The following is a 23,277-nucleotide window of genomic DNA, read 5'->3' on the forward strand; positions in this document are numbered from 1 at the left end:
AGTGCAATGTTAGCGCACAAATAATTGAAACATCAGGAGTCTTTGCTCCCCTTCCCATTATGTCGCGGGGCGGGGGAGCGTACAGTCATTTAACCGTGAGGCGGGTCACATCTCACAGATTTTCGAGGTAGTGATAGAGGCTCTTGAGGATGGCAAAGTTCCGTTCGTTACCCTGATTCTGCTCGGCCAGCGCCTCGAGGCGCGGTACATAGTCGGGCAGACGGCGGCTGAAGTAGTCGCTGCAGTGCAGGCGCCAGCGCTTTTGCTCCGCTTCGCTCAAGGTGTGCGGCCAGTTGCGGGCACGGTAGCGGAACAGCATTTCCGGCAGCCGTGAGTCGGTGAAGGCAAACTCCCGCTCACCCAGCAGATCCGCCGGGGTGGCGCGCACCAGATCCATGGTGGACTTGTCGCCGTGACCGAAGAAGCCGGCGTAGAGCTGGGTATCCGGGTCGCCGTCATTGTTGCCGGCAAACTCCTGATTGAACACTTCCACCAGTTTTTCCCGCACTTCGGGGTGGGCGCGCAGCAGATCCAGGCTCTTGCGGCACTGCTCCCGGTCGATGCCAAGCTGGTCGGCACGCTCCGCCGTCAGGGTGGCGGCCGGCGCCAGCACCGGGCACTTGTTGATGTGTACCAGCTTCACCGGAATACCGGCCAGATCCCCCAGCTCCTCTTTCTTGGTGTAGAGGCGCTCGCGGATCTCCTCGCTGGTGAGCTCGATGAGCGGGGTGGGGTCGCGGGTCAGATCCACCATGATCACCGCGTTCTGGTTGGTGGGGTGCCAGGCGAGCGGCGAGACCCAGCTTGCACACCCCAGCCAGGGGGAGAACATGCCGGAGACGTGCACCAGCGGCTTCATGGTCACCACGTCGATGAGGGCCTTCACCTTGTTCTTGTTGCGAAGGTCAAACAGGTAGCCGAACAGCTTGGGCTGGGCCTTTTTCACCAGCTTGGCCATCTCGATGGTGGCCAGCACGTCCGAGAGCGCATCGTGGGCATTGGCGTGGGCCACGCCATTGGCGACGGTGAGCTTCTCCAGCTTGAAGCTCGGCTTGCCCTCTTCGTCAAACGCCCATTCGATCCCCTCCGGGCGCAGGGCGTAGCAGGCCCGCAGCATGTCGAGGATATCCCAGCGGGAGTTGCCGTTCTGCCAGGCATAGGCATAGGGGTCATAGAAGTTGCGATAGAGGGTGTAACGGGTCACCTCGTCATCGAAACGGATGCTGTTGTAGCCCAGCACGCAGGTGCCCGGGGTGGCGAACTGCTCGTGTATCTGACGGATGAAATCCGCCTCGCACAGCCCGTCCTTCATCGCTTTTTGCGGCGTGATGCCGGTGATCAGGCACGCCTCCGGCTCCGGCAGATAGTCAGCGGGCGGCTTGCAGTAAATCACCAGCGGCTCGCCGATGAGGTTGAAATCCCCGTCGGTACGAATGCCGGCAAACTGCGCCGGTCTGTCCTTGGCCGGGCTGATGCCGAAGGTCTCGTAGTCGTGAAAGAAAAATGTGGGCTCGCTGCCGGCGTGTGCTGTTTTGCTCATGTTGCTCGAGAGGGATATCCGATGACGGTGGCGCCTGGCGCCAGGGTGGGGGTGCCATGCACCTCGGTTGCCTGCATGGTAAACCATAGCGCAGGCAGAACGAAGGGTAGACCGGTCGGCTGCCGCTTTATTGGGCAGGCCTGCATCAATGGAAGATGAAAAGGAGGGGAGCAGAGTAAAAAGAGACAGCCCCGCTGGCGGGGCTGTCCAGGTTTTCTGGTGGCGGGCTCAGTGACAGAGCTTGTAGTAGACCTCGTTCCACTGCAGGGTCTGCTTGAGTTCGGGGATGCGGGTGTGCTGGTCGATGACCACGCACTCTATGCCCATGAGGTCGGCGAAGGTACGCAGCTGCTCGATATCCACCGACTGGGTGAACACCGAGTGGTGGGCGGCTCCGGCCAGGATCCAGGCCTCGGCGCTGGTCTGCAGGTCCGGCATGGGGTTCCACAGGGCGCTGGCCACCGGCAGTTTCGGCATGGCCTCTGGCAAGTCCACCACTTCCAGCTGATTGACCACCAGCCGGAAGCGGTTGCCCAGATCGATCAGGCTGGCGTTGACCGCCTTGCCGGCGGGGGCCGCAAACAGCAGGCGGGCCGGGTCGGCCTTCTTGCCTATGCCCAGATGCTGGGCATCCAGCACGGGTTTATTGGCGGCGATGGAGGGGCACACCTCCAGCATGTGGGCCCCCAGCACCAGGTTGTTGCCCGCCTCCAGGTGGTAGGTGTAGTCCTCCATGAAGGAGGTGCCGCCCGCAAGACCGGCCCCCATCACCTTGAGGGTGCGCAGCAGGGCCGCGGTCTTCCAGTCCCCTTCTGCCCCAAAGCCGAAGCCTTGCTGCATCAGGCGCTGACAGGCCAGCCCCGGCAGCTGGTGCAGGCCGTGAAGGTCTTCAAAGGTGGTGGTGAAGGCGCCAAAGCCGCCGTCGGTGAGGAACTTTTTCATCCCCAGCTCCTGGCGCGCCGCCTCATAGAGAGAAGCGCGAAGCTCCCCACCTGCCTGCACCGCCTCGGTCAGGGTGTAGGTTTCTTCGTATTCGGCCAGCAGCACCTCGATGTCGCTTGCAGGCACGGCGTCGATCACCTTCACCAGATCGCCGACCGGGTGGTAGTTCACCTGATAGCCAAACTGGATCTGGGCCTCAATCTTGTCGCCCTCGGTGACCGCCACGTTGCGCATGTTGTCGCCAAAGCGGGCGATCTTCAGGTGGCGACTGTCGTGAATGGCGGCGGCGACCCGCATCCAGTTACCCAGCTTGCGGTGGGCCTCTTCATCCTGCCAGTGACCGACCACCACGGTGCGCGGCAGGCGCAGCCGGGCCCCCATGAAACCGAACTCACGGCCGCCGTGGGCGGTCTGGTTCAGGTTCATGAAGTCCATGTCGATCTCGCTCCACGGCAGATCCCGGTTGAACTGGGTGTGAAATTGCAGCAGGGGTTTTTGCAACTGGCTGAGGGCCGGGATCCACATCTTGGCGGGGGAGAAGGTGTGCATCCACACCATGAGCCCGATGCAGCGCTCATCGTGGTTGGCATCGCGGGCTACCGCGCTTATCTCGTCGAGGGTGGTGCCGGTGGGTTTGAGCACGATCTTGACCGGCAGGCCGGCGCGCTCGTTGAGCTGGCTGGTGATGGTGTGGGCGTGATCGGCCACCTGCTTCAGGGTGGCGGCGCCATACAGGTGCTGGCTGCCGACCAGGAACCACACTTCCAGCTGTTTCATCAATTCCATCTTGGTGTCCTCTTTATGCTTTTGTCTGGCCGTAATAGGCGTGTTTGCCATGTTTGCGCTGGTAATGCTTCTCCAGCAGGTAATCGGGCAGGGGGCGGGCCGCGGGGTTGATCTGGCCGGTGAGCCAGGCCATGCGCGCCACCTCCTCCAGCACCACGGCGTTGTGTACCGCGTCCTCGGCGCTCTTGCCCCAGCTGAAGGGGCCGTGGTTGGCCACCAGCACCCCCGGCATGGTGAGGATGGGGGTCTGCTTGAGGGTCTCGACGATGAGATGACCGGTCAGCCCCTCGTAATCCTCCTCCACTTCACCCGGGGTGAGCAGGCGCGAGCAGGGGATCTCGCCATGAAAGTAGTCGGCCTGGGTGGTGCCGAAAATGGGGATGGGGCGCCCCGCCTGGGCCCAGGCGGTGGCGTGGGTGGAGTGGGTGTGCACCACGCCGCCAAGCTCCGGATAGGCGCGATAGAGCACCAGGTGGGTGGCGGTGTCGGAGGAGGGGCGCAAGGCGCCTTCCACCTGCTTGCCGGCCAGATCCAGCACCACCATGTCTTCGAGCAGCATCCGCTCATAACTGACACCGCTCGGCTTTATCACCACCAGATTGCGCTCTCGGTCGATGCCGCTGACGTTGCCCCAGGTGAAGGTCACCAGCTCGTGGCGCGGCAGATCCAGGTTGGCGACGAGCACCTGTTCCTTGAGCATCTTGAGGTTCATGCCGGTCCCCCCCGGTTGTAGAGCGGCTCGGCGGCGGCGCCCCAGGCGAGGTAGCGCTGGTAGAGGCGCTCGTATTCGGCGACCCGCTCAGGGTCAGGCTGGTGGGTGCGCTCCACGGCGCTCGCCATGTGGTGCTGGGCCTTGGCCACATCGGCGTGGATCCCGGCCGCCACGGCGGCAAAGATGGCCGCCCCCAGGGCGCAGCACTGATCCGAGGCCACTACCTGGATGGGCCTGTTCATCACGTCGGCGCAGGTCTGCATCACGGTGGCCGATTTGCGGGCGATGCCGCCAAGGGCGATCACCTGCTCCACCGGCACCTGCTGGCTGGTCATGCACTCCATGATGCTGCGAGCCCCGAAGGCGGTGGAGGCCACCAGGGCACCGAACAGGTCGGGTGCATCGGTGCCGAGGTTGAGCCCGGTGACGGTGCCCTGCAGGCGCTGGTTGGCATAAGGGGTACGGCGACCGTTGAACCAGTCGAGCACCACCGGCAGATGGGCCAGATCGCGCTGCTGCTCCCAGGCGGCGGCGAGGCTTGGCAGCAGCTCCCGCTTGTGGGCCTCGATGGCGGTGCGCAGCTCCGGATATTGGGCTGCTAGGCTCTCCAGCGGCCAGCCGAGCTGGCGCTGATACCAGGCATAGATGTCGCCAAACGCCGATTGCCCCGCCTCCAGCCCCACCATGCCCGGCACCACGCTGCCGTCCACCTGGCCGCAGATCCCGGAAATGGCCCGATCACCTATGGTGGCTTTGTCGGCGATCAGGATGTCGCAGGTGGAGGTGCCTATTACCTTGACCAGCGCATTGTTGCCGGCCCCGGCTCCCACCGCGCCCATGTGGCAGTCAAAGGCCCCGCCGGCGATCACCACCTCGCAGGAGAGGTGCAGCCGCTCCGCCCACTCCGGGGTCAGGGTGCCGACCGGCAGATCGGCGGTCCAGCTGTCGGTAAAGAGGGGGTAGTCGAGATCCTCGGTCAACAGCGGATCCAGCGCGTTGAGAAACTCGGCGGGGGGCAGGCCGCCCCAGCTCGGGTGCCAGAGGGACTTGTGGCCAGCGGAGCAGCGCCCGCGCCGAATGTCGGCCGGGGCCTGGGTGCCGCTCAGGATGGCGGGGACCCAGTCGCACAGCTCGACCCAGTTGCAGGCGGTGGCGCGCACCGCCGCGTCACTGCGGGAGACGTGCAGGATCTTGGCCCAGAACCACTCGGAGGAGTAGACCCCGCCGATGTAGCGGCTGTAGTCGGGGAACTGGCCGCCGTGGCACAGCGCCGTGATGGCCTCGGCCTCCTCGATGGCGGTGTGATCCTTCCACAGCACGAACATGGCGTTGGGGTTGTCGGCAAACTCCGGGCGCAGGGCCAGTACACGGCCTTCCTCGTCGATGGGTGCTGGCGTGGAGCCTGTGCTGTCCACCCCGATGCCGCGCACGGCGGCGCGCTGACGCGGGGTGAGCTGGCTCACTACCGCGACCACCGCCTGCTCCATGGATTCCAGATAGTCGAGGGGGTGGTGGCGAAACTGGTTGGTGACCGGCTGACAGTAACGACCGGCCTGCCAGCGCGGGTAATAGACGACCTGGGTTGCCAGCTCGGCGCCGTCGTGGCAGCGCACGGCGAGTGCCCTGACTGAATCGCTGCCGAAATCGAGTCCGATGGTGATCTGCTCGGACCTGGGGTGCTCAGACATAAGTGCTCCTGACCATCAATGAGGGGTGACTGGGGAGGAACCATAGGAGATGGACCGGATGAGCGGTTAGCCATTGGCTGCTGGAAATATGGATTTAAACGCTATGCCGGCAAGAGGGTGACGGCCATCGAAGATCCGCTATGTGATTATTTTGCTGAAAACATAGACAAAACGGCTGCAATTTCATGGCGTGATCCTGCTCTCCATTTTTCCATGTGAAAACGATTACAACCTGGTTCGCTCAACTAGCAACAACAATAACGTCCTGTTTAAGCATGTTTTTATATGGCTGCGACTTGATTGACTCAACGAGCAGCACTGCGTGGATACATGGATTGATAGAACACCTGGAGACACTCGCATGAACAAAATCGTTAACAGCATGATCGCAATGGGGTTTGCCCTTGGTATGGCAAATTCTGCTTTCTCGGCCGAGGCGCTGAAGCTGGGCTATCTGGTCAAGCAGCCGGAGGAGCCCTGGTTCCAGACCGAATGGAACTTCGCCGACAAGGCGGGCAAGGATCTCGGTTTCGAGGTGATCAAGATCGCCGTCCCCGATGGCGAGAAGACCCTCAATGCCATCGACAGCCTGGCGGCCAACGGCGCCAAGGGCTTCGTCATCTGCACCCCTGACCCCAAGCTCGGGGCCGCCATCATGGCCAAGGCCAACAGCATGGATCTGAAGGTCATCACGGTGGACGACCAGTTCGTCAACGCCAAGGGCCAGCCCATGGAGCAGGTGCCGCTGGTGATGATGGCCGCCACCAAGATTGGTGAACGCCAGGGCCAGGAGCTCTACAAGGAGATGCAAAAACGTCAGTGGGACGTGAAGGCGACCGGGGTGCTCGCCATCACCGCCGACGAGCTCGACACCGCCCGCCGCCGGGTCGAAGGCTCCTTGAGTGCGCTCAAGGCCGCCGGTTTCCCCGAAGCGCAGATCTACCGCTCACCCACCAAGGCCAACGACATTCCGGGGGCGCTGGATGCCGCCAACTCCATGCTGGTGCAGCACCCTGAGGTGAAGAACTGGCTCATCGTCGGCATGAATGACAACACTGTGCTCGGCGGCGTGCGCGCCACCGAAGGGCAGGGCTTCAAGGCCGAGAACGTCATCGGCATCGGCATCAACGGGGTGGATGCGGTGAACGAGCTCTCCAAGTCCAGCGCCACCGGCTTCCTCGGCTCCCTGCTGCCAAGCCCGGACGTGCACGGTTACAAGAGTATCCAGATGCTCCATGACTGGGTGGTCAACGGCGCCGAACCGGCCAAGTTCACCGAAGTGACCGACGTGGTGCTCATCACCCGCGACAACTTCAAGGTCGAACTGCAGAAGAAAGGCCTGTGATTGACGCCATCTAAACCCTGATACCGAGACCGGCATGGCGCAGTGCGCCATGCCGGTCGGCTGGAGTGAAACATGAATCAGTCAGTTCCTTATCTGGAGTTTTGCGGCATCAGCAAGGAGTTTCCCGGCGTCAAGGCGCTGAAGAACGTCTCCTTCTGTTGCCAGCAGGGCACGGTGCACGCGCTGATGGGGGAAAACGGCGCGGGCAAGTCCACCCTGCTCAAGATCCTGAGCGGCTTTCAATCGCCCACCACCGGGGTGGTGAAGCTGGCCGGTCAGGAGCGGGTCTTTCAGAGCACGGTCGATGCGCTGGAGAGCGGGATCGCCATCATCTATCAGGAGTTGCACCTGGTGCCCGAGATGACGGTGGCCGAGAACATCTACCTCGGCCAGCTGCCGACCCGGCGCGGGGTCATCGATCGGGAGCAGCTCTATCAGGATGCGGCCAGGCAGCTGGCGCGCCTCGGCATGGATGTCTCCCCCGAGACGCCGCTCAAGTACCTGTCGCTCGGGCAGTGGCAGATGGTGGAGATCGCCAAGGCGCTGACCCGGGATGCCAGCGTCATCGCCTTCGACGAGCCGACCAGCAGCCTGTCGTCGCGCGAGATAGAGCAGCTGTTTCGGGTCATCCGCCAGCTGCGTGACGAGGGCAAGGTCATTCTCTACGTCTCCCATCGGATGGACGAGATCTTCGCCCTGTGCGACGCCATCACGGTATTCAAGGACGGCCAGTTCGTGCGCACCTTCGCCTCCATGGCCGAGGTGGACCGGGATCTGCTGGTCAAGACCATGGTGGGACGCGAGCTGACCGACATCTATGGCTACAGCCCAAGACCGCTTGGCGAGGCTGGCCTCAAGGTAGATAACCTGATGGGGCCTGGGCTCAAGGCGCCGTTATCGTTCGAGGTCAAACGCGGGGAGATCCTCGGTATCTTCGGGCTGGTGGGGGCCGGGCGCAGCGAGCTGATGAAGCTCATCTTCGGCGCCGACAAGATGCACAGCGGCGAGATAGCGGTGTTCGGCAAGCCGGTGGTCATCGGCAGCCCCATCGACGCCATTCGCAGCGGCATCATGCTCTGCACCGAAGACAGGAAGGCGCTCGGCATCATCCCCATCCACTCGGTGCAGGAGAACATCAACATCAGTGCCCGCCGTCACCACGCGTGGGGGGGCTTCTGGATCAACCAGCAGTGGGAGGACGAGAACGCGAGGCTGCGGATCCGCGACATGCGGGTCAAGACCCCGTCTCCCCAGCAGGCCATCATGAACCTCTCCGGTGGCAACCAGCAGAAGGCCATTCTGGGGCGCTGGCTCTCCGAGGACATGAAGGTCATCTTGCTCGACGAGCCGACCCGCGGCATCGACGTCGGGGCAAAGAACGAGATTTACAACGTGATTTACGATCTGGCCAAGGTGGGCATCGCCGTGGTGGTGGTATCCAGCGAGCTGCCGGAAGTGCTGGGCATCGCGGATCGGATCATGGTCATGCGGGAGGGGGAGATCGCCGGCGAGCTTTCCCACGACGAGGCCAACGAGGTCAAGGCGCTCAATCTGGCCATGCCGGCCCGTTGACTCGCTGACCGCAACGAGATAGCACCCGGAATTTTCAGGAGAAATACCATGACAACTACTACCTCAGTCGGCCAGGCCGCCAGCGCCGCGACGGCCAGCGGCTCCCGCCTGCAACTGGCCCGCGTCTGGGATCAATACGGCATGCTGGTGATCTTCGCCATCCTGTTCCTGCTGGCCTGCGTGCTGGTGCCCAACTTCGCCAGCCTGATCAACATGCGCGGGCTCGGGCTCGCCGTCTCCATGTCGGGCATGGTGGCCTGCGGCATGTTGTTCTGCCTCGCCTCCGGCGAGTTTGACATGTCGGTGGGCTCAGTGGTGGCCTGCTCCGGCGTCGCCTGTGCGGTCGGCATCAACGCCACCGAGAGCATCACGGTGGGCATCCTGGCCGGCATGTCGGTGGGGGTGCTGTTCGGCCTCATCAACGGCATAGTCGTGGCCAAATTCAAGATCAACGCCCTCATCACCACCCTGGCCACCATGCAGATGGCGCGCGGGGTGGGTTACATCATCTCCGACGGCAAGGCGGTGGGCATCGTCGAGGAGCGTTTCTTCGAGCTCGGCAACTCCGCCCTGCTCGGCATCCCGACCCCGGTCTGGCTGACCGCCGTCTGCTTCGTGCTGTTCGGGCTGCTGCTCAACAAGACCACCTTCGGCCGCAACACCCTGGCCATGGGGGGCAATGAGGAGGCGGCGCGCCTGGCCGGGGTCAACGTGGTGCGTACCAAGATCATCATCTTCACCATGACCGGGCTGATTGCCTCCATCGCCGGCATCATACTCGCCTCGCGCGTGACCTCGGGTCAGCCCATGACCTCCATCGGCTTCGAGCTGGTGGTGATCTCCGCCTGCGTGCTGGGAGGGGTCTCCATGAAAGGGGGGATCGGCAAGATCTCCTACATCATCGCCGGTGTGCTGATCCTGGGGCTGATGGAGAACGCCATGAACCTGCTCAACATCTCCCCGTTTGCCCAGTATGTGGTGCGTGGCCTCATCCTGCTCGCCGCCGTGCTGTTCGACCGCTACAAGCAGGTACGCAAGGCGCGCATCTGATCCTGTCCGACCGGTGCAGGCCCGCGCGCTGCGGGCCTGCAGAGGGTTACCCCATGGCGCACGACACATCCCGTTGTGAGCCAGTTCACCAATTTCACACGGCGCCACGCGCCGGATAGCGCGTTCCCAAGGTGAGTCTTTACAATGGCCCAAGCCGATTTTTTTACCCAAGCGCTGTTTTCCGCCATGTCCTCGATGCAAAAAGAGAAGCCGAAACAACTCAACCCCCTGCTGCCGGGCTATGCCTTTGATGTCTTCCTGGTCTCGGGCATGACCCCCATAGAGCAGGGGAGTGCGCTCGACTTCATCATCGACCGCCCTCAGGGGATGAAGGGCTTCATCGTCAATCTGACCATCAGGGGCAAGGGGCAGATCTTTCAAGGGGAGCAGGCCTTCACCGTGGAACCCGGCGATCTGCTGTTGTTTCCGCCGGCGGCAGTGCACCATTACGGCCGGGCACCGGATGCGCAGGAGTGGTACCACCGCTGGGTCTATTTCCGGCCGCGGGCCTACTGGGCCGACTGGCTCAAGTGGCCGCAGGTGACGGAGCGGGTGGGGCGATTGCAACTGGCGGATGCCGCCTTGCTCGCCGAGTTCGATGCCCTGTTCCTCGATATCGAAGAGACCCACCAGCAGCTGCGGCCCATGTCGGAGCAGCTCGCCATGAACCTGCTGGAGCGGCTGCTCATTCGCTGCTACGAAGCCTCCTCCCTGGATGCCTATCCCGCCATCGACCACCGGGTTCACCAGGCGTGCCAGATCTTAAGCGAGTCGCTCTGCGCCGAGATCTCGGTGGAGGCGCTGGCGGAGCAGGTGTTCTTGTCCCCCTCGCGCCTCGCTCACCTGTTTCGCGAGCAGGTGGGGGTGAGCATAGTGCGCTGGCGCGAGGATCAGCGGATCATGCGGGCCAAGCTGCTGCTGCAGACCACGCCGCTGTCGGTGGCCACCATCGGCCAGCAGGTGGGCTATGACGATCAGCTCTACTTCTCGCGGGTGTTTCGAAAGCGGGTGGGGGTGAGCCCCACCGAATACCGCAAGTGTGCCACCCCGCTGTGACCCCTCTTGCCTGAGGCTGCGGCCTATCTTGTCCCTTCAGCATTCACCCCATGATGGGGTGGCTGCCTGGGGCAGGGGGCCGCTGCTTTCTTCATCACTCCTCGTCGATGGCGGTGAAGCGCTCCACCAGATAGTCGATGAGGGCCCGCACCGAGGGGAGCAGGCCGCGCCGTGAGGGGAACACGGCGTGAATGAGTTCGGGCTTAGGCTCCCAGGCGGGAACCACCTTGACCAGGGTGGCGGCGGTCAGCTGCTCCTGCACCATCAACAGCGGCAACTGCACCACCCCGACCCCGGCCAGCGCCGCACTGCGCAGCGCCACCATGTCGGTGGTGACGAAGCGGGGCTGGTGGGTGAGGTCGGCATGCGCCCCCTGCGGCCCGAACAGCGACCAGACATAGTGCTGCCGCGGCGCTCCCAACCCCATGCTGGGCCAGCCGTGCAGATCCGCCGGCGCGGCGGGCAAGCCCTGTTGTGCGACGAGTGCCGGGCTGGCCACCAGGCACTGGCGACGCTGCGCCAGTATCCGGATCACCAGCTCGCTGTCCTGCAGCGGCGGCGGCCTGACCCGGATGGCCACATCGACCCCTTCGGCGATGGGGTCGACCCGCCGATTGGTCCCTTCCAGTTCGACCCTGATCTGCGGGTGACGGGCCATGAAATCCGCCAGCATGGGGCCGACATGGGTGTGCAACAGGGCGATGGGGCAGCTCATGCGGATCAGCCCGCAGGGCTCGGCCCGGGTCATCTCGATGGCGGCCTGCGCCGCCTCGGCCTCCACCAGCATCGCCTTGCAGTGCTCGTAATAGGTGCGGCCCAGCTCGGTCACCGCAAACTGACGGGTCGAGCGCTGGAGCAGCCGCACGCCGAGCCGCTCTTCGAGCTGTGCTATCCGGCGGCTGAGGCGGGATTTGGGCATGCCGATGGCGCGGCCGGCGGGGGCAAAACCGCCGTGATCCACCACCTGGACGAAGTAGTAGAGATCGTTCAGATCCTGCATAGGGTGCTCTCATCGTTCCAAAAATAGGACGCTGATGCCCAATTTAGCAGTCTACCCACCCGTTCGTCTCGAAACTATGCTGTCTCCAGTGTTCAATTCCACCGGATATGTCAGGAGCGACAGATGAAAAAGATCCTCGGTGTTTACAGCGCACCCCGTCCTCACTGGGTAGGCGACGGCTTTCCCGTACGCTCTCTCTTCTCCTACAACAGCCACGGCAAGCAGCTGAGCCCCTTCTTGCTGCTCGACTATGCCGGTCCGGCCAACTTTACGCCGACCAGCCGGCCGCGCGGGGTGGGTGAGCATCCCCATCGCGGTTTCGAGACGGTGACCATTGTCTACAAGGGCGAAGTGGCGCACCGGGATTCGACCGGTCAGGGCGGCGTGATAGGCCCAGGCGATGTGCAGTGGATGACCGCCGGCGCCGGTATCCTGCACGAGGAATTTCACGCCCCGGCCTTCAGCGAGTCGGGCGGTGAGCTGGAGATGGTGCAGTTGTGGGTGAATCTGCCGAGCCGGCACAAGATGACGCCGCCCGGTTACCAGCCCATCCTGGCGGGCGACATTCCGACGGTGGCACTGGCCAACGACGCGGGGTCGGTGCGGGTCATCGCCGGCGAGTTTGAGGGGGGCCGTGGCCCGGCTCATACCTTCAGTCCGCTGCATGTCTGGGATCTGCATCTGGTGCAGGGCAGTGTCAGCACACTCGAGTTGTCCGAAGGCTGGACCGGCGCGCTCATCGTGCTCAAGGGGACCGTACAGGTCAACGGCAGTGCCATCGCCCGGGAGGCGCAGATGGTGGTGCTGGATCGGGCAGGGCGGCAGGTCATGATCGAGGCAAACAGTGACGTTACTGTGCTGCTGCTGAGCGGCGAGCCCATCGAGGAGCCCATTGTGGGTCACGGCCCCTTCGTGATGAACAGCCATGAGGAGATAGTGCAGGCCATTGATGATTTCAACAGCGGCAGATTCGGCGTGATGCCGGAGTGATAAATGGACAAGGCCCTCCCATGAGGGCCTTGTTTTTATGAGGCTGCGGATCAGCGCTGACGGGCCTTGAACCTGGGGTTGCTCTTGCAGATCACGAACAGCTTGCCGCGGCGGCGGACAATCTGGCAATCGGGGTGGCGCGACTTGGCCGATTTGAGGGAAGAGAGGACTTTCATGACTGCGCTTTTCCTTTGTTGAAGAACTGACCGAAACGCTGGCCGAAGCGGGCGACCTGACCTTCCTTGCTGACCTGCTTCTGCTTGCCGGTATAGAAGGGGTGTGACGCACTGGAGACATCCAGCGTCACATAGGGGTAGGTGTTGCCGTCTTCCCACAGCTTGGTGCGATCGGTCTTGAGGGTGGAACCCACCAGAAAATAGGTATTGGCGGTCAGGTCGTGGAACAGAACCTGACGGTACTCGGGGTGAATGTCGGGACGCATGATGTTGGCCTCATGATTTAATTGTTATAACATAACAAATAAATCATGCCTTTGTTGAGAATAGATATCAACAATTTTTTGTCTTGTGTGATGCAGGGGCGATAGACCGAACGAAGTTCTGCCTCTCCGGCAAGCGGGGTAACCGGTCGGGTTTGGTGATGCCGCAGCAGGGTTGGCAACAAGAGGTTGATGACGGACTTTACTTTTGATTTTTACTGTATAAAAATACAGTTATAAATCATGGAGAAGTATCCTATGCGTCTGGAAATCATCATCGACAAAAAACATCAGGTGCCCACCTCGACCATGGAGGCGCTGCGTCAGGAGCTGCTCAAGCAACTGGGCGAGAAGTTCCCCGACCTGCATGTGCGGGTCGCCCCCGGCAGCGCCATGGCGCTGACGGTCAGCCGCGCCAGCAAGGAGGACAAGGAGCTGGCAGAAGCCATGGTGCAGGAGGTGTGGGAGAATGCCGACAGCTGGATGCCGGAGAGTGTTGCCTCCTGAGCCTGGTGGCCGGGCTCTCATCCAGCGCCTCTCTTGTCGAACAAAAAACGCAGCCCACGGCTGCGTTTTTTGTTGCTGCTGGGATGAGAGCCCGAGCGGATGGTGCGTCAGCACTCAGCCTTTGATCCTCAACCGTCAAAGCCCTGCCCAGCGTTTGAGACTGTTGATCTGCACCCGCTGATCGGCCTGGGCGATGTCGCCGCTGGCACGCAGTGCCTTGAGGGCGACGGGTAGGGCGACCCGCACTTCGCTGGCCGTCATGCCGGCCTGCAGGGCCGGGTGATAGGCGAGCTTGAGCAGCACGTAATCGAGCCCGGTCGGAAAGCTGTCGATGCTGTTGTCGTTGAAGATGGAGGGGAACACCTTGTCCGAATCGTTGGGCAGTCCCATCACCTGGGTGAGCTCCTCCACCACGCAGTCGAGAAAGCGCCCCTTGGCCCGGCTGTAATCCACCGGAATGATGATGGTGGCGCGGGCCATCTCACGGCGGGTATTGGTGGTGAAGTTGGCCATGCAGAGCCCCTCTTTGAGCGCGGTCTTGACGGAGGCATCCTGCCCCATGGTGCGCTTGGCCCAGCTCGCCATCTTGGCTCGTTCAGTCATGATCAGGGTGATGTTGGGCCGCTCGCTGACCAGGACGATGGGACGGCCTATGATGCCGGCCAGATGCTGGCTCTGTACTTTGACCACCTCGCTTTGCAGCGCCTTGTCGCCAAATTCGTTGACCAGCTTGAGCCGGATGGGCTGTTCCCAGCGGGAGAAGTGCACGTTCTGTTCGTGGCCGTACTCCCGCTTCATGGCGACCTCGAAGAAACTCTCGGTGAGATAGGCATCGCTCTGCCAACGCTCGGCGGCCTGCAGCCAGGGGCTCAGCAACAGGAGCGCCCCCAGCCAGCGGCCGAGCGGCCGGCGCCGGCCTGAGTGGCGCACGGCAAGATAACGGCGCAATGAAGTCATGTCTCCTCCTTGAAACAGTCGGGATCAGCGCGTGGCCCGTTCGAGATCGCGCCAGGTGAGCCAGAGCCGCAGATCAAACTCCAGTTGATGATAGTCGGGCTCCATATGCTGACAGAGCTGATAAAAACCCTTGTTGTGATCCTTCTCCTTCAGGTGGGCCAGCTCGTGCACCACGATCATCTTCAGGAAGGCCGGGTGGGCCTCCTTGAACAGGGCGGCGATGCGGATCTCGTTTTTGGCCTTGAGCTTGCTGCCCTGTACCCGGCTCACATAGGTGTGCAGGCCGAGGGCATCCTTGATCACGTTGATCTTGCCGTCGAAGATCACCTTGGCAAGCGGCGCCGAGCTTTTCAGGTAGCGGTTCTTCAGCTCCATGGTGTAGGCGAGCAGCGCCTTGTCACTCTGGATGAGATGGGTCTCTGGATAACGCTTGGCCAGCACGTCCCCCAGCTTGCCCGCCGCGATCAGCTGTTGCACCTGGGCCTTGAGGGGCTCGGGGTAGCCACCGAGGTAGGTCAGTTCCGCCATGTCTGCATTACTCGTCATATCAAAAGAGCGCCATTGTAGTCAGCGCGTCGCCGCTTGCCTACCGTTTCGGGCCTTGCCTGCGTTGGTACAATGAAAAGGGCCGTCATCGCGGGATGACGGCCCTTTTCGGTCAAGGGGGGCTCAGCGTCTGCGATAGAGGCCCGGATCCACCTCTTCATACTGGCTCACCAGGTATTGATAGAAGGCGAGACTGGAGGGGGAGCTCGGCTTCTTGAGCTCATCGGCCACCCGATCCGGCTTGGCGATGATGAACTTGGGACTCTGGCGCTTGAGGTCGGCCAGCACCCGTTCACGCACGTCGTAGGGTGGGTTGACGTTGGCAAAGAACAGGTAGGCAGAGGCCGGCTGGCGATCGGTCCAGAGGTAATATTGTGGCTGGATGCCATCCACCCAGATCTTGTCGGTGGGGCTGGTCTCGGCCTTGATCCGATCGACCCGCACCTGGGCCGGCGGGTTGAACGGCGTGCCCTTCAGGGTGCCTTCCCAGGCGTTGTTGAGCAGCAGGGCCAGCATGGCGAGCGAAGCGAGCCAGGGGGTGGCGCTGCGCACATCCCAGGCGCGCCACAGGGGCACCAGGATGAGCACCGGCAGGGCCCACAACAGGCTGTTGCCGAGCACTTCGCGCACCCGCTCCAGCGACCACTCCTTGGTGCTCCAGCCGTAACCGAGCTGCTGGGCCAGCAGCCAGCTGGCGGTCAGCACCACCAGGGAGATGCAGAGCAGGCCGAGGCCATCGGCCTGCTGTTCGCTGCGATCCAGCAGGCAGGCGAGCGGCAACAGGGCCAGCGGCAGATAGAGCACATCGTAGTGATCGAACACGTGGCCGGAGACCGAGTTGGCGATCAGGGTGAAGATGACCCCAAACAGGGTGGCGCACAGGGCCGGCAGATACCACTCCTGACGGCGCCCCATCATCAGCACGATGAAGGCGGGCAACAGCATGATGAGACCGGTGCGCAGCAGGCCGACACTGCCCACATCCGGCGAGAAGCCGTTGCCGTAGCTCCCCTCGAAGAAGATGTCGAAGGCATAGTATTTGAATTCGGCCAGCAGGTTGTGATGCTGGAAGTAGGCCAGCAGCGGGCCGCCGACGAGTGCCAGCCCGAGCAGGCTGGAGCAGAGCAGGGAGAGGGCGCAGCGCCACTGTTCGCGCAGGCACCAGTGGCAGAACAGCACCAGATACCAGGCACCCCAGAAGGCGCCGTTGTTGGTGCGCATCCAGGCGACGATGGCAAAGGTGAGCGCGGCCACCAGCGCCGGTCCCCAGCTGCAGCGCTTGTCCAGCAGCATGGTGATGAAGGCCCACTGGGCGATGAGGGCCAGATGGAACGTCCAGTCCTCGGTCATGTTGCCGTAGTAGTAGCGGGTGCCGTAGAGCGCCAGTACCGCCAGCATGCTGCCGAGCCGGGCCCGCAGGGAGAGGCCGAGCTGACCAAACGCCTGCCAGCTGGCCAGCAGCCCCAGCCAGCAGAGTGCCCACTCCAGCAGCCAGATCCCGAAGAAGCCGCCAAGGCCGTAGCCGAGGGCGTCGAGGGCGAAGATCATGGGGCCCTTGATGTCGATCATGTCCCGGTAAAGCACGCCCCCTTCGCTCCACATCTTGCCCATCACCGCAAACAGCGAGGCGTCGAAACCTGGCGCCATGCCGTGGAACAGCGGGTTGCGCAGGCAGAACAGCAAGGCCAGCAAACCGGTGAGCAGGATCACCAGCGGCCGCAGGCCCGGATTGACGCGAGGAGGGGTAAAACGGATGGCATGATTCATGGGTGACCTGTTCCTGCTGGGAAGTCTCGAAAGCGGGCCTATCTTGCCGAGCCTGACAGCACGATGCAATGGGCGAGGGGAATGTGCTTGAAATAATTTGTAAAAGTGCCGCTTTACGGCATGAAAGCGGCACGTTTTCTGACAAAACCGGCTAAAGCGATCTGGCGGGCCACCGCCAAGGGGCCCGGCAGATCCTTACCGGGTGGATGGCCCCTGATACTCCACCAGTGCCGGCGCAGCGGCGAGCTCGGGCAGATAGCGGGCCCAGCGGATGAAGGCATCCGCCAGGGTGATGCCGAGCTCCTGGTTGTGCTGGGTCAGGGTGCGGGCCAGCGCGGTATAGCCCTCCTTGCCGGAGGCGGTGTAGGCGCTGGAAACCCCCCGATAGATGGCATTGGCCTCGACCGGCTGCCACTGGCCGGGGGCGCGCTCCCACTCCAGCCGCGTGATCCGGCGCCCCTTGGGCTGGTCCGCCTGATAACAGAAGCGCACTCCGGCGGTATAGGGGAAGCTGCCGCTGCCATTGCCCGTCACGCCGTTGTTGGTGGCGTTGTCGATGGCACCCTCCAGCGCCTCGGCCAGCTCATGACCGTGCACCCGATAGAGGGTGAGCGGGATGGCGAAGGGCAGCAGGCGGCCGGCGATGTCCGCTTCGCTAAGCGGTCCGGGTTCGAGGGAACAGCGCACCCCGCCGGCATTGTGCAGGGCGAAGTCCACCTGACCGACCTGCTCGCGGGCCCCGGCCAGCATGGCGCTGGCCACCAGGGGGGCCACCTGGCTGCCGGCCGGCAGGCTGGCATCTGGCAGTCGCTGATGGTGCAGCGGCCCGCCAAGGCGGGTCACGATGCGCTGGGTCATGGTCTCGAGCTCGGGCCGGTAGCGTTTGGCCAGCAGTTGCTCGAGCTCTGGCGCCGGCTCGCAGAAGTGCAGCCCGGCCGGCGGCGTCGAGGCAAACGGCCAGGGCTGCCAGGGCAGCCACTCCAGCTGGCCACGGCTGCGCACTACCCGGCCGTGCTGGTCAAACGCCAGCTCGCACACTCCGAGGCAGAGGGCGCTGTGGGCGGCGTGCAGGATGGCGACGCCGTTTCGCATCAGCGGATAGCTGCCCTCGCTCGCCAGACCGAGCGGCGCCAGATCCCCGAGCAGGCTGTGGGTGTGGCCACCGATGATGAGGCTGAGCTCGGGGAAATGCTTGGCCAGCAGTTTGTCCTGCTCCAGCCCCAGGTGGCTCAGCAGAATGATGTGGCGGATGCCGGCGGCCTTGATCTCTGCCAGCGCGGCCTTCAGGGTCTGCTCGATGCCGTGAAAGCGGGTATGGGGATCGGGGCTGGCGATGGCCGCCATCTGCGGCAGCGTGATGCCGAGCAGGGCGAAAGGCACGCCGTCGATGATGCGCCGGTGCCAGGGACGGCTGGCGTCATACAACTGGGGCAGGCCGCGCAGCCGCAGCGGGGCATCGGCGGGCTCCTGACTGCTGTCGAGATTGGCGGCCAGCACCGGAAAATCGAGCTGGCGCAAAAACTCCACCAGCGGCCCGTTGCCCAGATCGAACTCGTGATTGCCGATCACCATGGCGTCCGGTCGCAGCAGGCTCAGCAGGTCGGCGTTGGCGCGCCCCTTGAAGCGGTTGAAATAGAGCGAGCCCTGGAAGGTGTCACCGCCGTGCAGGAACAGGCAGGTCTGGCCCGCCGCGTCGGCTTGTCGGCGCAAGGTGTTGAGCCGGGTCAGGATGCGGGGGTAGCCACCACACTGGGTGCGCCACTCGGACTCGCCTGCGGGGGCGAAGCGCATGGGGGCGCCATCGAAATGGGAGTGGCAGTCACTGAAGTGGGCAAGTTGAACCGTAATACTCATCTCGGTCCTCCTTAGAGAAAAAAGAGCACCGAGTCTACTCCAATGGTGGGGGGAGATACCAGCCCGGCGGCAGGCCGGGCTGGTAGCGCGAGGGAGAGGCGGGGCAGCCGCTCAGGGAGCCCCGGCCAATTTAGGCAGGCACCATGATCTGGGTGGCGAGGATCACCACCAGCAGGCCGACCGCGACCGGCACCGAGGTGCGCTTGACCACTTCGAACGGAGAGAGGTTGCCCATCCCCGCACAGGCGACCACCACTCCGGAGACCGGCGAGATGGTGCGGCCCAGGTTGGAGGCCTGCAGCATGGGGATCACCAGATAGGCGGGGTTGACGCCGAGGCTGGTGGCCAGATGGGGAATAAGCTCCACGAAGGCATAGAAGGGGGCGTTGCCGGACCCCGTGGTAAAGGCGGCCAGGGTGGTGATGACCACCAGCACCAGCATGATGACGATGCCGCCGGTACCAAAGCTCTGGGCCAGATCCAGGAGGTTTGCGATGAAGCCGAGCCCCATCAGCCCCTGGGCAAACACCCCGGCACCCACCAGCAGCATCACCACGCCGGCGAAGGCGTCGGCCATGCTGCGCCAGCACACCTGCAGCCCGTCCAGCAGCTCTTTGCCGTTGCGCTTGCGGGCCAGCTCCAGCAGGGCGGCCAGCACCAGGCAGATGACGATGATGGTAACGATGTCGAGCTTGGGCCCGAGTTTGCCGTCAAACAGCAGCACCCCGATGATGGGAGTGAAGGGCAGGATGGCGTAGAAGCCGGGGGCATCGGTGATGAGATCGCTCGGGGCGACCGCCTCGTTGTGCTCGCCGGCCTTCTGATCCAGATAACGCTGCCAGAAGAAGTGAGTCACCGCCATGGCGGCGATGGCCACCAGCGAAATGGGCAGGGTCAGCTTGAAGGCAAAATCGAGCAGCTCCATGTTGGCGGCCTGGGCAGCCATCACCACGTCCCCGGAGGTGGGGGCCAGGATGATGGCGGCCGGTGAGGCGCACACCGCCGCCGCGGCGCCACGGGAGATCCCCATGTTGACCATCAGCGGGAACAGGGTGGCCATCAAGAGCACACCAAGACCGGTGGCGGAGCTCACCGCCAGCGACATGGCGCAGGCCACCAGATAGGCGGCAACCAGCAGGATGTAGGGGGACTTGATGATGCCAAGCGGCTTGCTGGCCAGCTTCACCAAAATGGTGTTGGCGCCGATGTGGCTCATGTAGCCGGCGAAGCCGCACAGCACCATGATCAGCATGCCGAGACCACCGCCCCGATCCACCAGCAGGAAGCGCACGTATTCGAAGATGTCGGTGGCCACGTGGCCGGTGGAGGTGACGCTGGTGGGCAGTACCGCCTTGCCCATCAGGGCGGTGATCGCCAGCAGCAGCAAGCCGCCGCTGAGCAACACCCCGGTGGCCGAGTAGCCCTTGAAGATGTAGCGACCCACAGCCAGGGTGACCAGGGTGCCGATAAGGAGTTCCATCATAGAGTGAGTTCCTGAGTACGAATGAAGGTGGATGCATTCCTGGCGTCAACTTGGAGGTTAATCTGGCCAATCCCGAAATGTATCGACATAAAACTCGGCGATTATTATCCAATAAGGGGTATCTCGCCATGATGTTGCGCATCACTTGTGATCTTGCTTGCAAATCAATGGCGGTGCGGGGTTGCGACTTGTCAACCTGACACTTAGGCTTTGTGACGGGAGTAGGTGACAGTCGCGGGGATCGCGGTTAATCTCCTGCTTCGAGTATTAATGCGTTGATTATTAATTAAAATAACAACCCCGCCAGCAACGAGGTCAAGGCAGCAGAGATGGGAATGGTCAGCAAAGTTTTCATGGTGGCATTGATGTTGTTCGCCGCCACGGCCGGGGCCGAGAGTTCCCATTACACCGGTATCAAGGCGGTGCCTGACATCAAGGTCGACTTTCAGTTTTATCGGGTTTCCGGACCGGACGTGGCGAGCCTGGCGCGCCAGATGACCAGCGCGGGCACTGCCCGGGCCAACGGCCACATCGGCATGGCCAGCTACCAACTCTCCTGGCAGTTGCAGACCCGTCCCGAGGCGCAGCGCTGCGAGCTGGAACAAGTCAGGGTCACCACCCGGATCAAGGTGATGGTGCCGAACTGGATGGACAAGGCCAAGGCCTCCGCTGCCGAGCGCCAGAAGTGGGACAAGCTGGTGGCCGCCATGTTTGATTACGAGAGCCGCCACAAGGATATCTTGCTGGAGAGCGTCAGCCAGCTCGGCATCCAGCTGGCGCAGCTGCCGGTGGAGCGAGACTGCGCCGCCCTGGAATATCAGGCCTGGCAACGGGGGCAGGGGGTACTGGCCAGCTCGCGCCAGCGTTTCAGCCAGTTGCAGCAGCAGACCGATCACGGTCGCAAGCTGGGCCTTAACTGGCCAAAGGGCATCTGAGCCCGACAGGATTTGATCGAACAAAAAGGGCTCCCGTCGGGGAGCCCTTTTTGTTGTTGCGCCTTGCCGAGCACCTTAGCGCTCACTGGAGTGGCTTGCCCTTGAGCAGCTTGCGCACCCAGTAGCGGGCCGGGTGGAGCGCCTCCAGCAGATCGGCTGCCAGCGGCAGCGGATCGCCGCAGATCTCGCTGGCCAGCAGCTCGCCGCAAAGGGGCGCCGAGCAGAGTCCCCGCGAGCCGAGCGCCCCCAGCACATAGAGGCCGGGATGCAGCGGCAACGGCGGTGCGTTTTGCTGATCGCCCTGCAGTCCGGCGTAGTGATCCGCCAGGTTGGCCAAGCTGGCGACTGGTCCCGCCACCGGCAGGTGATCCCGGCTGGCACTGCGCACGCCGACCCGGGCCTGATCGCCACTCACATCCACCTCGGCGGGCCAGCTCTGCTGCGGCAGGCAGGCTTGCAGCCGCGCCTGGTTCTGGGCCTGCTCGTCGGCGTGAAACCCGAGGTCGGTCTGGTTGCGGCCATAGCTGGCGCCGATGCAGTGGTGATCGTGGTGGGCCGGAGTGAGGTAGCCATCGTAGCAGAGCACGGTGTTGAGCTTGCTCAAGCTCACCGAGGTAGGCACATAGCTCACCTGGCCGCGCACCGGATAGAGCGGCAGTTCGGCAAAGGGGATGAGCGCAGGCAACTGATGGCCGGCGGCCACCACCAGATTGGGGGCTTGCCAGCGGCGCCCGTCACGAGACTCGACCTGCCAGCCATCGGCCTGTGCGGCAATGGCGATCACCTCGGTATTGAAAACCACCTCAAGCAACCCGCTGGCTTGTGCTTCCTTGATGGCGGCGCGGGTGAGATCCGCCGGGCAGAGCCAGCCCCCCTGCGGATAGCTGACGCCACCGTGACCGCAGGGCAGGCCGACCACTTGCTCAACCTCCGGCTCGGAAAGTACCTGCATCAGCTCGGGCGGGAAGGGGCCTTGCGCCATCTTGGCCAGCTTGGCGGTGGACTTGTCGTCATAGCCGAGCTGGGTGACGCCGCACAGCGAGAAGGCGACGGGGTGGCGCTCCGCCAGGGACAACAGTCGGCTTCTGGCAAAGCCGAAGGCCAGCGAATAGAAGCGCGACAGGGCATCGTGCTCGCCGTTGAGCAGCGGGTAGAGGGCCCCCTGCCGGTTGCCGGAGGCGCCGGTCGCCGGCTCGCCATCCTGGCACAAGAGCGTCACCTTGCGGCCTCGCTCCACCAAGGAGAGCGCCGTCATGGCCGAGGCGATGCCGCCACCGATGATCAGCACCTCACCCGCGCGGCCGGCGGGTCTGGCATACCAGGGGGCGATGGTCTGCTGTGGCTGTTTCTCTGCACGATCCCCGGCCAGCATCTCCCGCTTGCTGCCGTGTCCTTTCACCTTCTGCATGGCAAAACCGGCGGCAATCAGGCCGCGGCGCACGAAGCCGGCACAGGTAAAGGTGGCGATGGTGGCGTGGGGACGCGCCAGGCGGGCCAGGCCGTCGAACAACTCTTGCGTCCACATCTCGGGATTTTTGGCAGGGGAGAAGCCATCCAGATACCAGGCGTCCACCAGCCCGTCTGCCGGGTGGGGCACCTGGGGCAGCATCTCCTTGATGTCGCCAAACCAGAGATCGAGCCGGATCCGGCCGCCGGCAAAGAGCAGCCGATGACAACCTGCGACGGGCAGCGGCCACTGCGCGATGAGGGGCTGGCTGAAGGTGGCAAGCTCTGGCCAGGCGGCCAGCGCCTTGCGCAGATCCTCCCGGGTCAGCGGGTATTTTTCGAAGCTGATGAAGTGGAGGCGGGCACCGTTGCCGGATTGGGGCGCCTGTTCCAGAAAGGCGGCCATTGTCGCCAGAAAGTTAAGACCTGTGCCGAAACCTGTCTCACCTATCACGAAAATGTCACTATCGTGATGCGAAAATCGCGCTGGCAGCCGATTTTGCTGCAAAAAGACGTAGCGGGTTTCACTTAGACCGTTATCATTGGAAAAGTACACATCCCCGAACTCACTGGAGACTGGAGTTCCCGCTTCATTCCAGTCCAATCGGGCATGATGTAAGGATGTTTGACTCACGTTTTCCTCTGCTCGCGTCACAAAATCG

At 63.4% G+C, this 23,277-nt stretch carries 20 protein-coding genes; 7 read left to right on the top strand and 13 right to left on the bottom strand.

Translation table 11 applies throughout. The features are described from left to right. Positions 1–112: 112 nt before the first annotated feature. The 4 genes from sbcB to PG881_RS07710 form a co-directional block, all read right to left on the bottom strand. Positions 113–1,540 (bottom strand): exodeoxyribonuclease I, encoded by a 1,428-nt coding sequence (gene sbcB, locus PG881_RS07695; protein WP_270799053.1) that lies wholly within the window; start codon positions 1,538–1,540, stop codon positions 113–115. Positions 1,541–1,768: 228 nt separating this feature from the next. Then, complete coding sequence (araA, locus tag PG881_RS07700) at positions 1,769–3,268, bottom strand: L-arabinose isomerase (protein WP_270799055.1); 1,500 nt, start codon at positions 3,266–3,268, stop codon at positions 1,769–1,771. Positions 3,269–3,281: 13 nt separating this feature from the next. After that, a complete protein-coding gene (locus tag PG881_RS07705) occupies positions 3,282–3,980 on the bottom strand; it encodes an L-ribulose-5-phosphate 4-epimerase (RefSeq protein WP_011705776.1) in 699 nt (232 codons plus the stop codon). Further along, positions 3,977–5,668 carry a ribulokinase gene (locus PG881_RS07710; RefSeq protein WP_270799058.1) on the bottom strand — a complete coding sequence of 564 codons (1,692 nt, stop codon included), beginning with the start codon at positions 5,666–5,668 and terminating at the stop codon, positions 3,977–3,979. The genes PG881_RS07705 and PG881_RS07710 overlap by 4 nt, the downstream gene beginning before the upstream one ends. 361 nt (positions 5,669–6,029) lie before the next feature. On the opposite strand from PG881_RS07710, the gene PG881_RS07715 reads away from it, so the two are divergent. The 4 genes from PG881_RS07715 (at position 6,030) to araC (ending at position 10,691) form a co-directional block, all read left to right on the top strand. Then, a complete protein-coding gene (locus tag PG881_RS07715; protein ID WP_029301096.1) occupies positions 6,030–7,013 on the top strand; it encodes an arabinose ABC transporter substrate-binding protein in 984 nt (327 codons plus the stop codon). Between the two features lie 72 nt (positions 7,014–7,085). Then, positions 7,086–8,585 (top strand): L-arabinose ABC transporter ATP-binding protein AraG, encoded by a 1,500-nt coding sequence (gene araG, locus PG881_RS07720; RefSeq protein WP_270799060.1) that lies wholly within the window; start codon positions 7,086–7,088, stop codon positions 8,583–8,585. Between the two features lie 48 nt (positions 8,586–8,633). After that, the gene (araH, locus tag PG881_RS07725; RefSeq protein ID WP_270799062.1) at positions 8,634–9,635 is read left to right on the top strand and encodes an L-arabinose ABC transporter permease AraH; all 1,002 of its coding nucleotides are present in this window, start codon (positions 8,634–8,636) and stop codon (positions 9,633–9,635) included. A gap of 144 nt (positions 9,636–9,779) precedes the next feature. Beyond that, on the top strand, positions 9,780–10,691 hold the full coding sequence (gene araC / locus PG881_RS07730) for an arabinose operon transcriptional regulator AraC (protein WP_044799840.1): 912 nt from the start codon (positions 9,780–9,782) through the stop codon (positions 10,689–10,691). Positions 10,692–10,785: 94 nt separating this feature from the next. Here araC and PG881_RS07735 read toward each other — a convergent pair whose 3' ends face one another. Continuing rightward, positions 10,786–11,691: a LysR family transcriptional regulator gene (locus PG881_RS07735; RefSeq protein ID WP_270799064.1), complete on the bottom strand. Its 906-nt coding sequence runs from the start codon at positions 11,689–11,691 to the stop codon at positions 10,786–10,788. Between the two features lie 123 nt (positions 11,692–11,814). Here PG881_RS07735 and PG881_RS07740 point away from each other — a divergent pair, with 123 nt between their 5' ends. Next, positions 11,815–12,681, top strand: coding sequence for a pirin family protein (locus tag PG881_RS07740; RefSeq protein ID WP_270799065.1), 867 nt, complete (start codon positions 11,815–11,817; stop codon positions 12,679–12,681). Between the two features lie 50 nt (positions 12,682–12,731). On the opposite strand, the gene ykgO is transcribed toward PG881_RS07740, so the two are convergent. Together ykgO and PG881_RS07750 are read right to left on the bottom strand one after the other, a co-directional pair. Then, a complete protein-coding gene (gene ykgO, locus PG881_RS07745) occupies positions 12,732–12,857 on the bottom strand; it encodes a type B 50S ribosomal protein L36 (RefSeq protein WP_005300174.1) in 126 nt (41 codons plus the stop codon). Then, positions 12,854–13,123, bottom strand: a complete 270-nt coding sequence (locus PG881_RS07750; RefSeq protein WP_010634187.1) for a type B 50S ribosomal protein L31 — start codon at positions 13,121–13,123, stop codon at positions 12,854–12,856. Before PG881_RS07750 ends, ykgO begins: the two co-directional genes overlap by 4 nt. A 255-nt stretch (positions 13,124–13,378) precedes the next feature. Here PG881_RS07750 and PG881_RS07755 point away from each other — a divergent pair, with 255 nt between their 5' ends. After that, a complete protein-coding gene (locus tag PG881_RS07755) occupies positions 13,379–13,627 on the top strand; it encodes a DinI family protein (RefSeq protein ID WP_011705785.1) in 249 nt (82 codons plus the stop codon). 135 nt (positions 13,628–13,762) lie between these two features. On the opposite strand, the gene PG881_RS07760 is transcribed toward PG881_RS07755, so the two are convergent. The 5 genes from PG881_RS07760 to dcuC form a co-directional block, all read right to left on the bottom strand. After that, on the bottom strand, positions 13,763–14,584 hold the full coding sequence (locus tag PG881_RS07760; protein ID WP_270799067.1) for a DUF2927 domain-containing protein: 822 nt from the start codon (positions 14,582–14,584) through the stop codon (positions 13,763–13,765). A 24-nt stretch (positions 14,585–14,608) separates the two neighbouring features. Then, positions 14,609–15,112: a M48 family metallopeptidase gene (locus tag PG881_RS07765; RefSeq protein ID WP_041217502.1), complete on the bottom strand. Its 504-nt coding sequence runs from the start codon at positions 15,110–15,112 to the stop codon at positions 14,609–14,611. Positions 15,113–15,253: 141 nt separating this feature from the next. Then, positions 15,254–16,897 carry a hypothetical protein gene (locus PG881_RS07770; protein ID WP_029303209.1) on the bottom strand — a complete coding sequence of 548 codons (1,644 nt, stop codon included), beginning with the start codon at positions 16,895–16,897 and terminating at the stop codon, positions 15,254–15,256. A 195-nt stretch (positions 16,898–17,092) separates the two neighbouring features. Beyond that, positions 17,093–18,751, bottom strand: coding sequence for a bifunctional metallophosphatase/5'-nucleotidase (locus tag PG881_RS07775; protein WP_270799070.1), 1,659 nt, complete (start codon positions 18,749–18,751; stop codon positions 17,093–17,095). Positions 18,752–18,881: 130 nt separating this feature from the next. Further along, positions 18,882–20,234, bottom strand: coding sequence for an anaerobic C4-dicarboxylate transporter DcuC (gene dcuC / locus PG881_RS07780; RefSeq protein WP_016350497.1), 1,353 nt, complete (start codon positions 20,232–20,234; stop codon positions 18,882–18,884). Between the two features lie 335 nt (positions 20,235–20,569). Here dcuC and PG881_RS07785 point away from each other — a divergent pair, with 335 nt between their 5' ends. Beyond that, a complete protein-coding gene (locus PG881_RS07785; RefSeq protein ID WP_161785100.1) occupies positions 20,570–21,169 on the top strand; it encodes a DUF922 domain-containing Zn-dependent protease in 600 nt (199 codons plus the stop codon). A gap of 82 nt (positions 21,170–21,251) precedes the next feature. Here the strand turns inward: PG881_RS07785 and mnmC are convergent, their stop codons facing one another. Continuing rightward, positions 21,252–23,270 carry a bifunctional tRNA (5-methylaminomethyl-2-thiouridine)(34)-methyltransferase MnmD/FAD-dependent 5-carboxymethylaminomethyl-2-thiouridine(34) oxidoreductase MnmC gene (gene mnmC / locus PG881_RS07790; protein WP_270799074.1) on the bottom strand — a complete coding sequence of 673 codons (2,019 nt, stop codon included), beginning with the start codon at positions 23,268–23,270 and terminating at the stop codon, positions 21,252–21,254. Positions 23,271–23,277: the final 7 nt, after the last annotated feature.

It is taken from the genome of Aeromonas sp. QDB54, assembly GCF_027707385.1.
Lineage (GTDB): Bacteria > Pseudomonadota > Gammaproteobacteria > Enterobacterales > Aeromonadaceae > Aeromonas > Aeromonas hydrophila.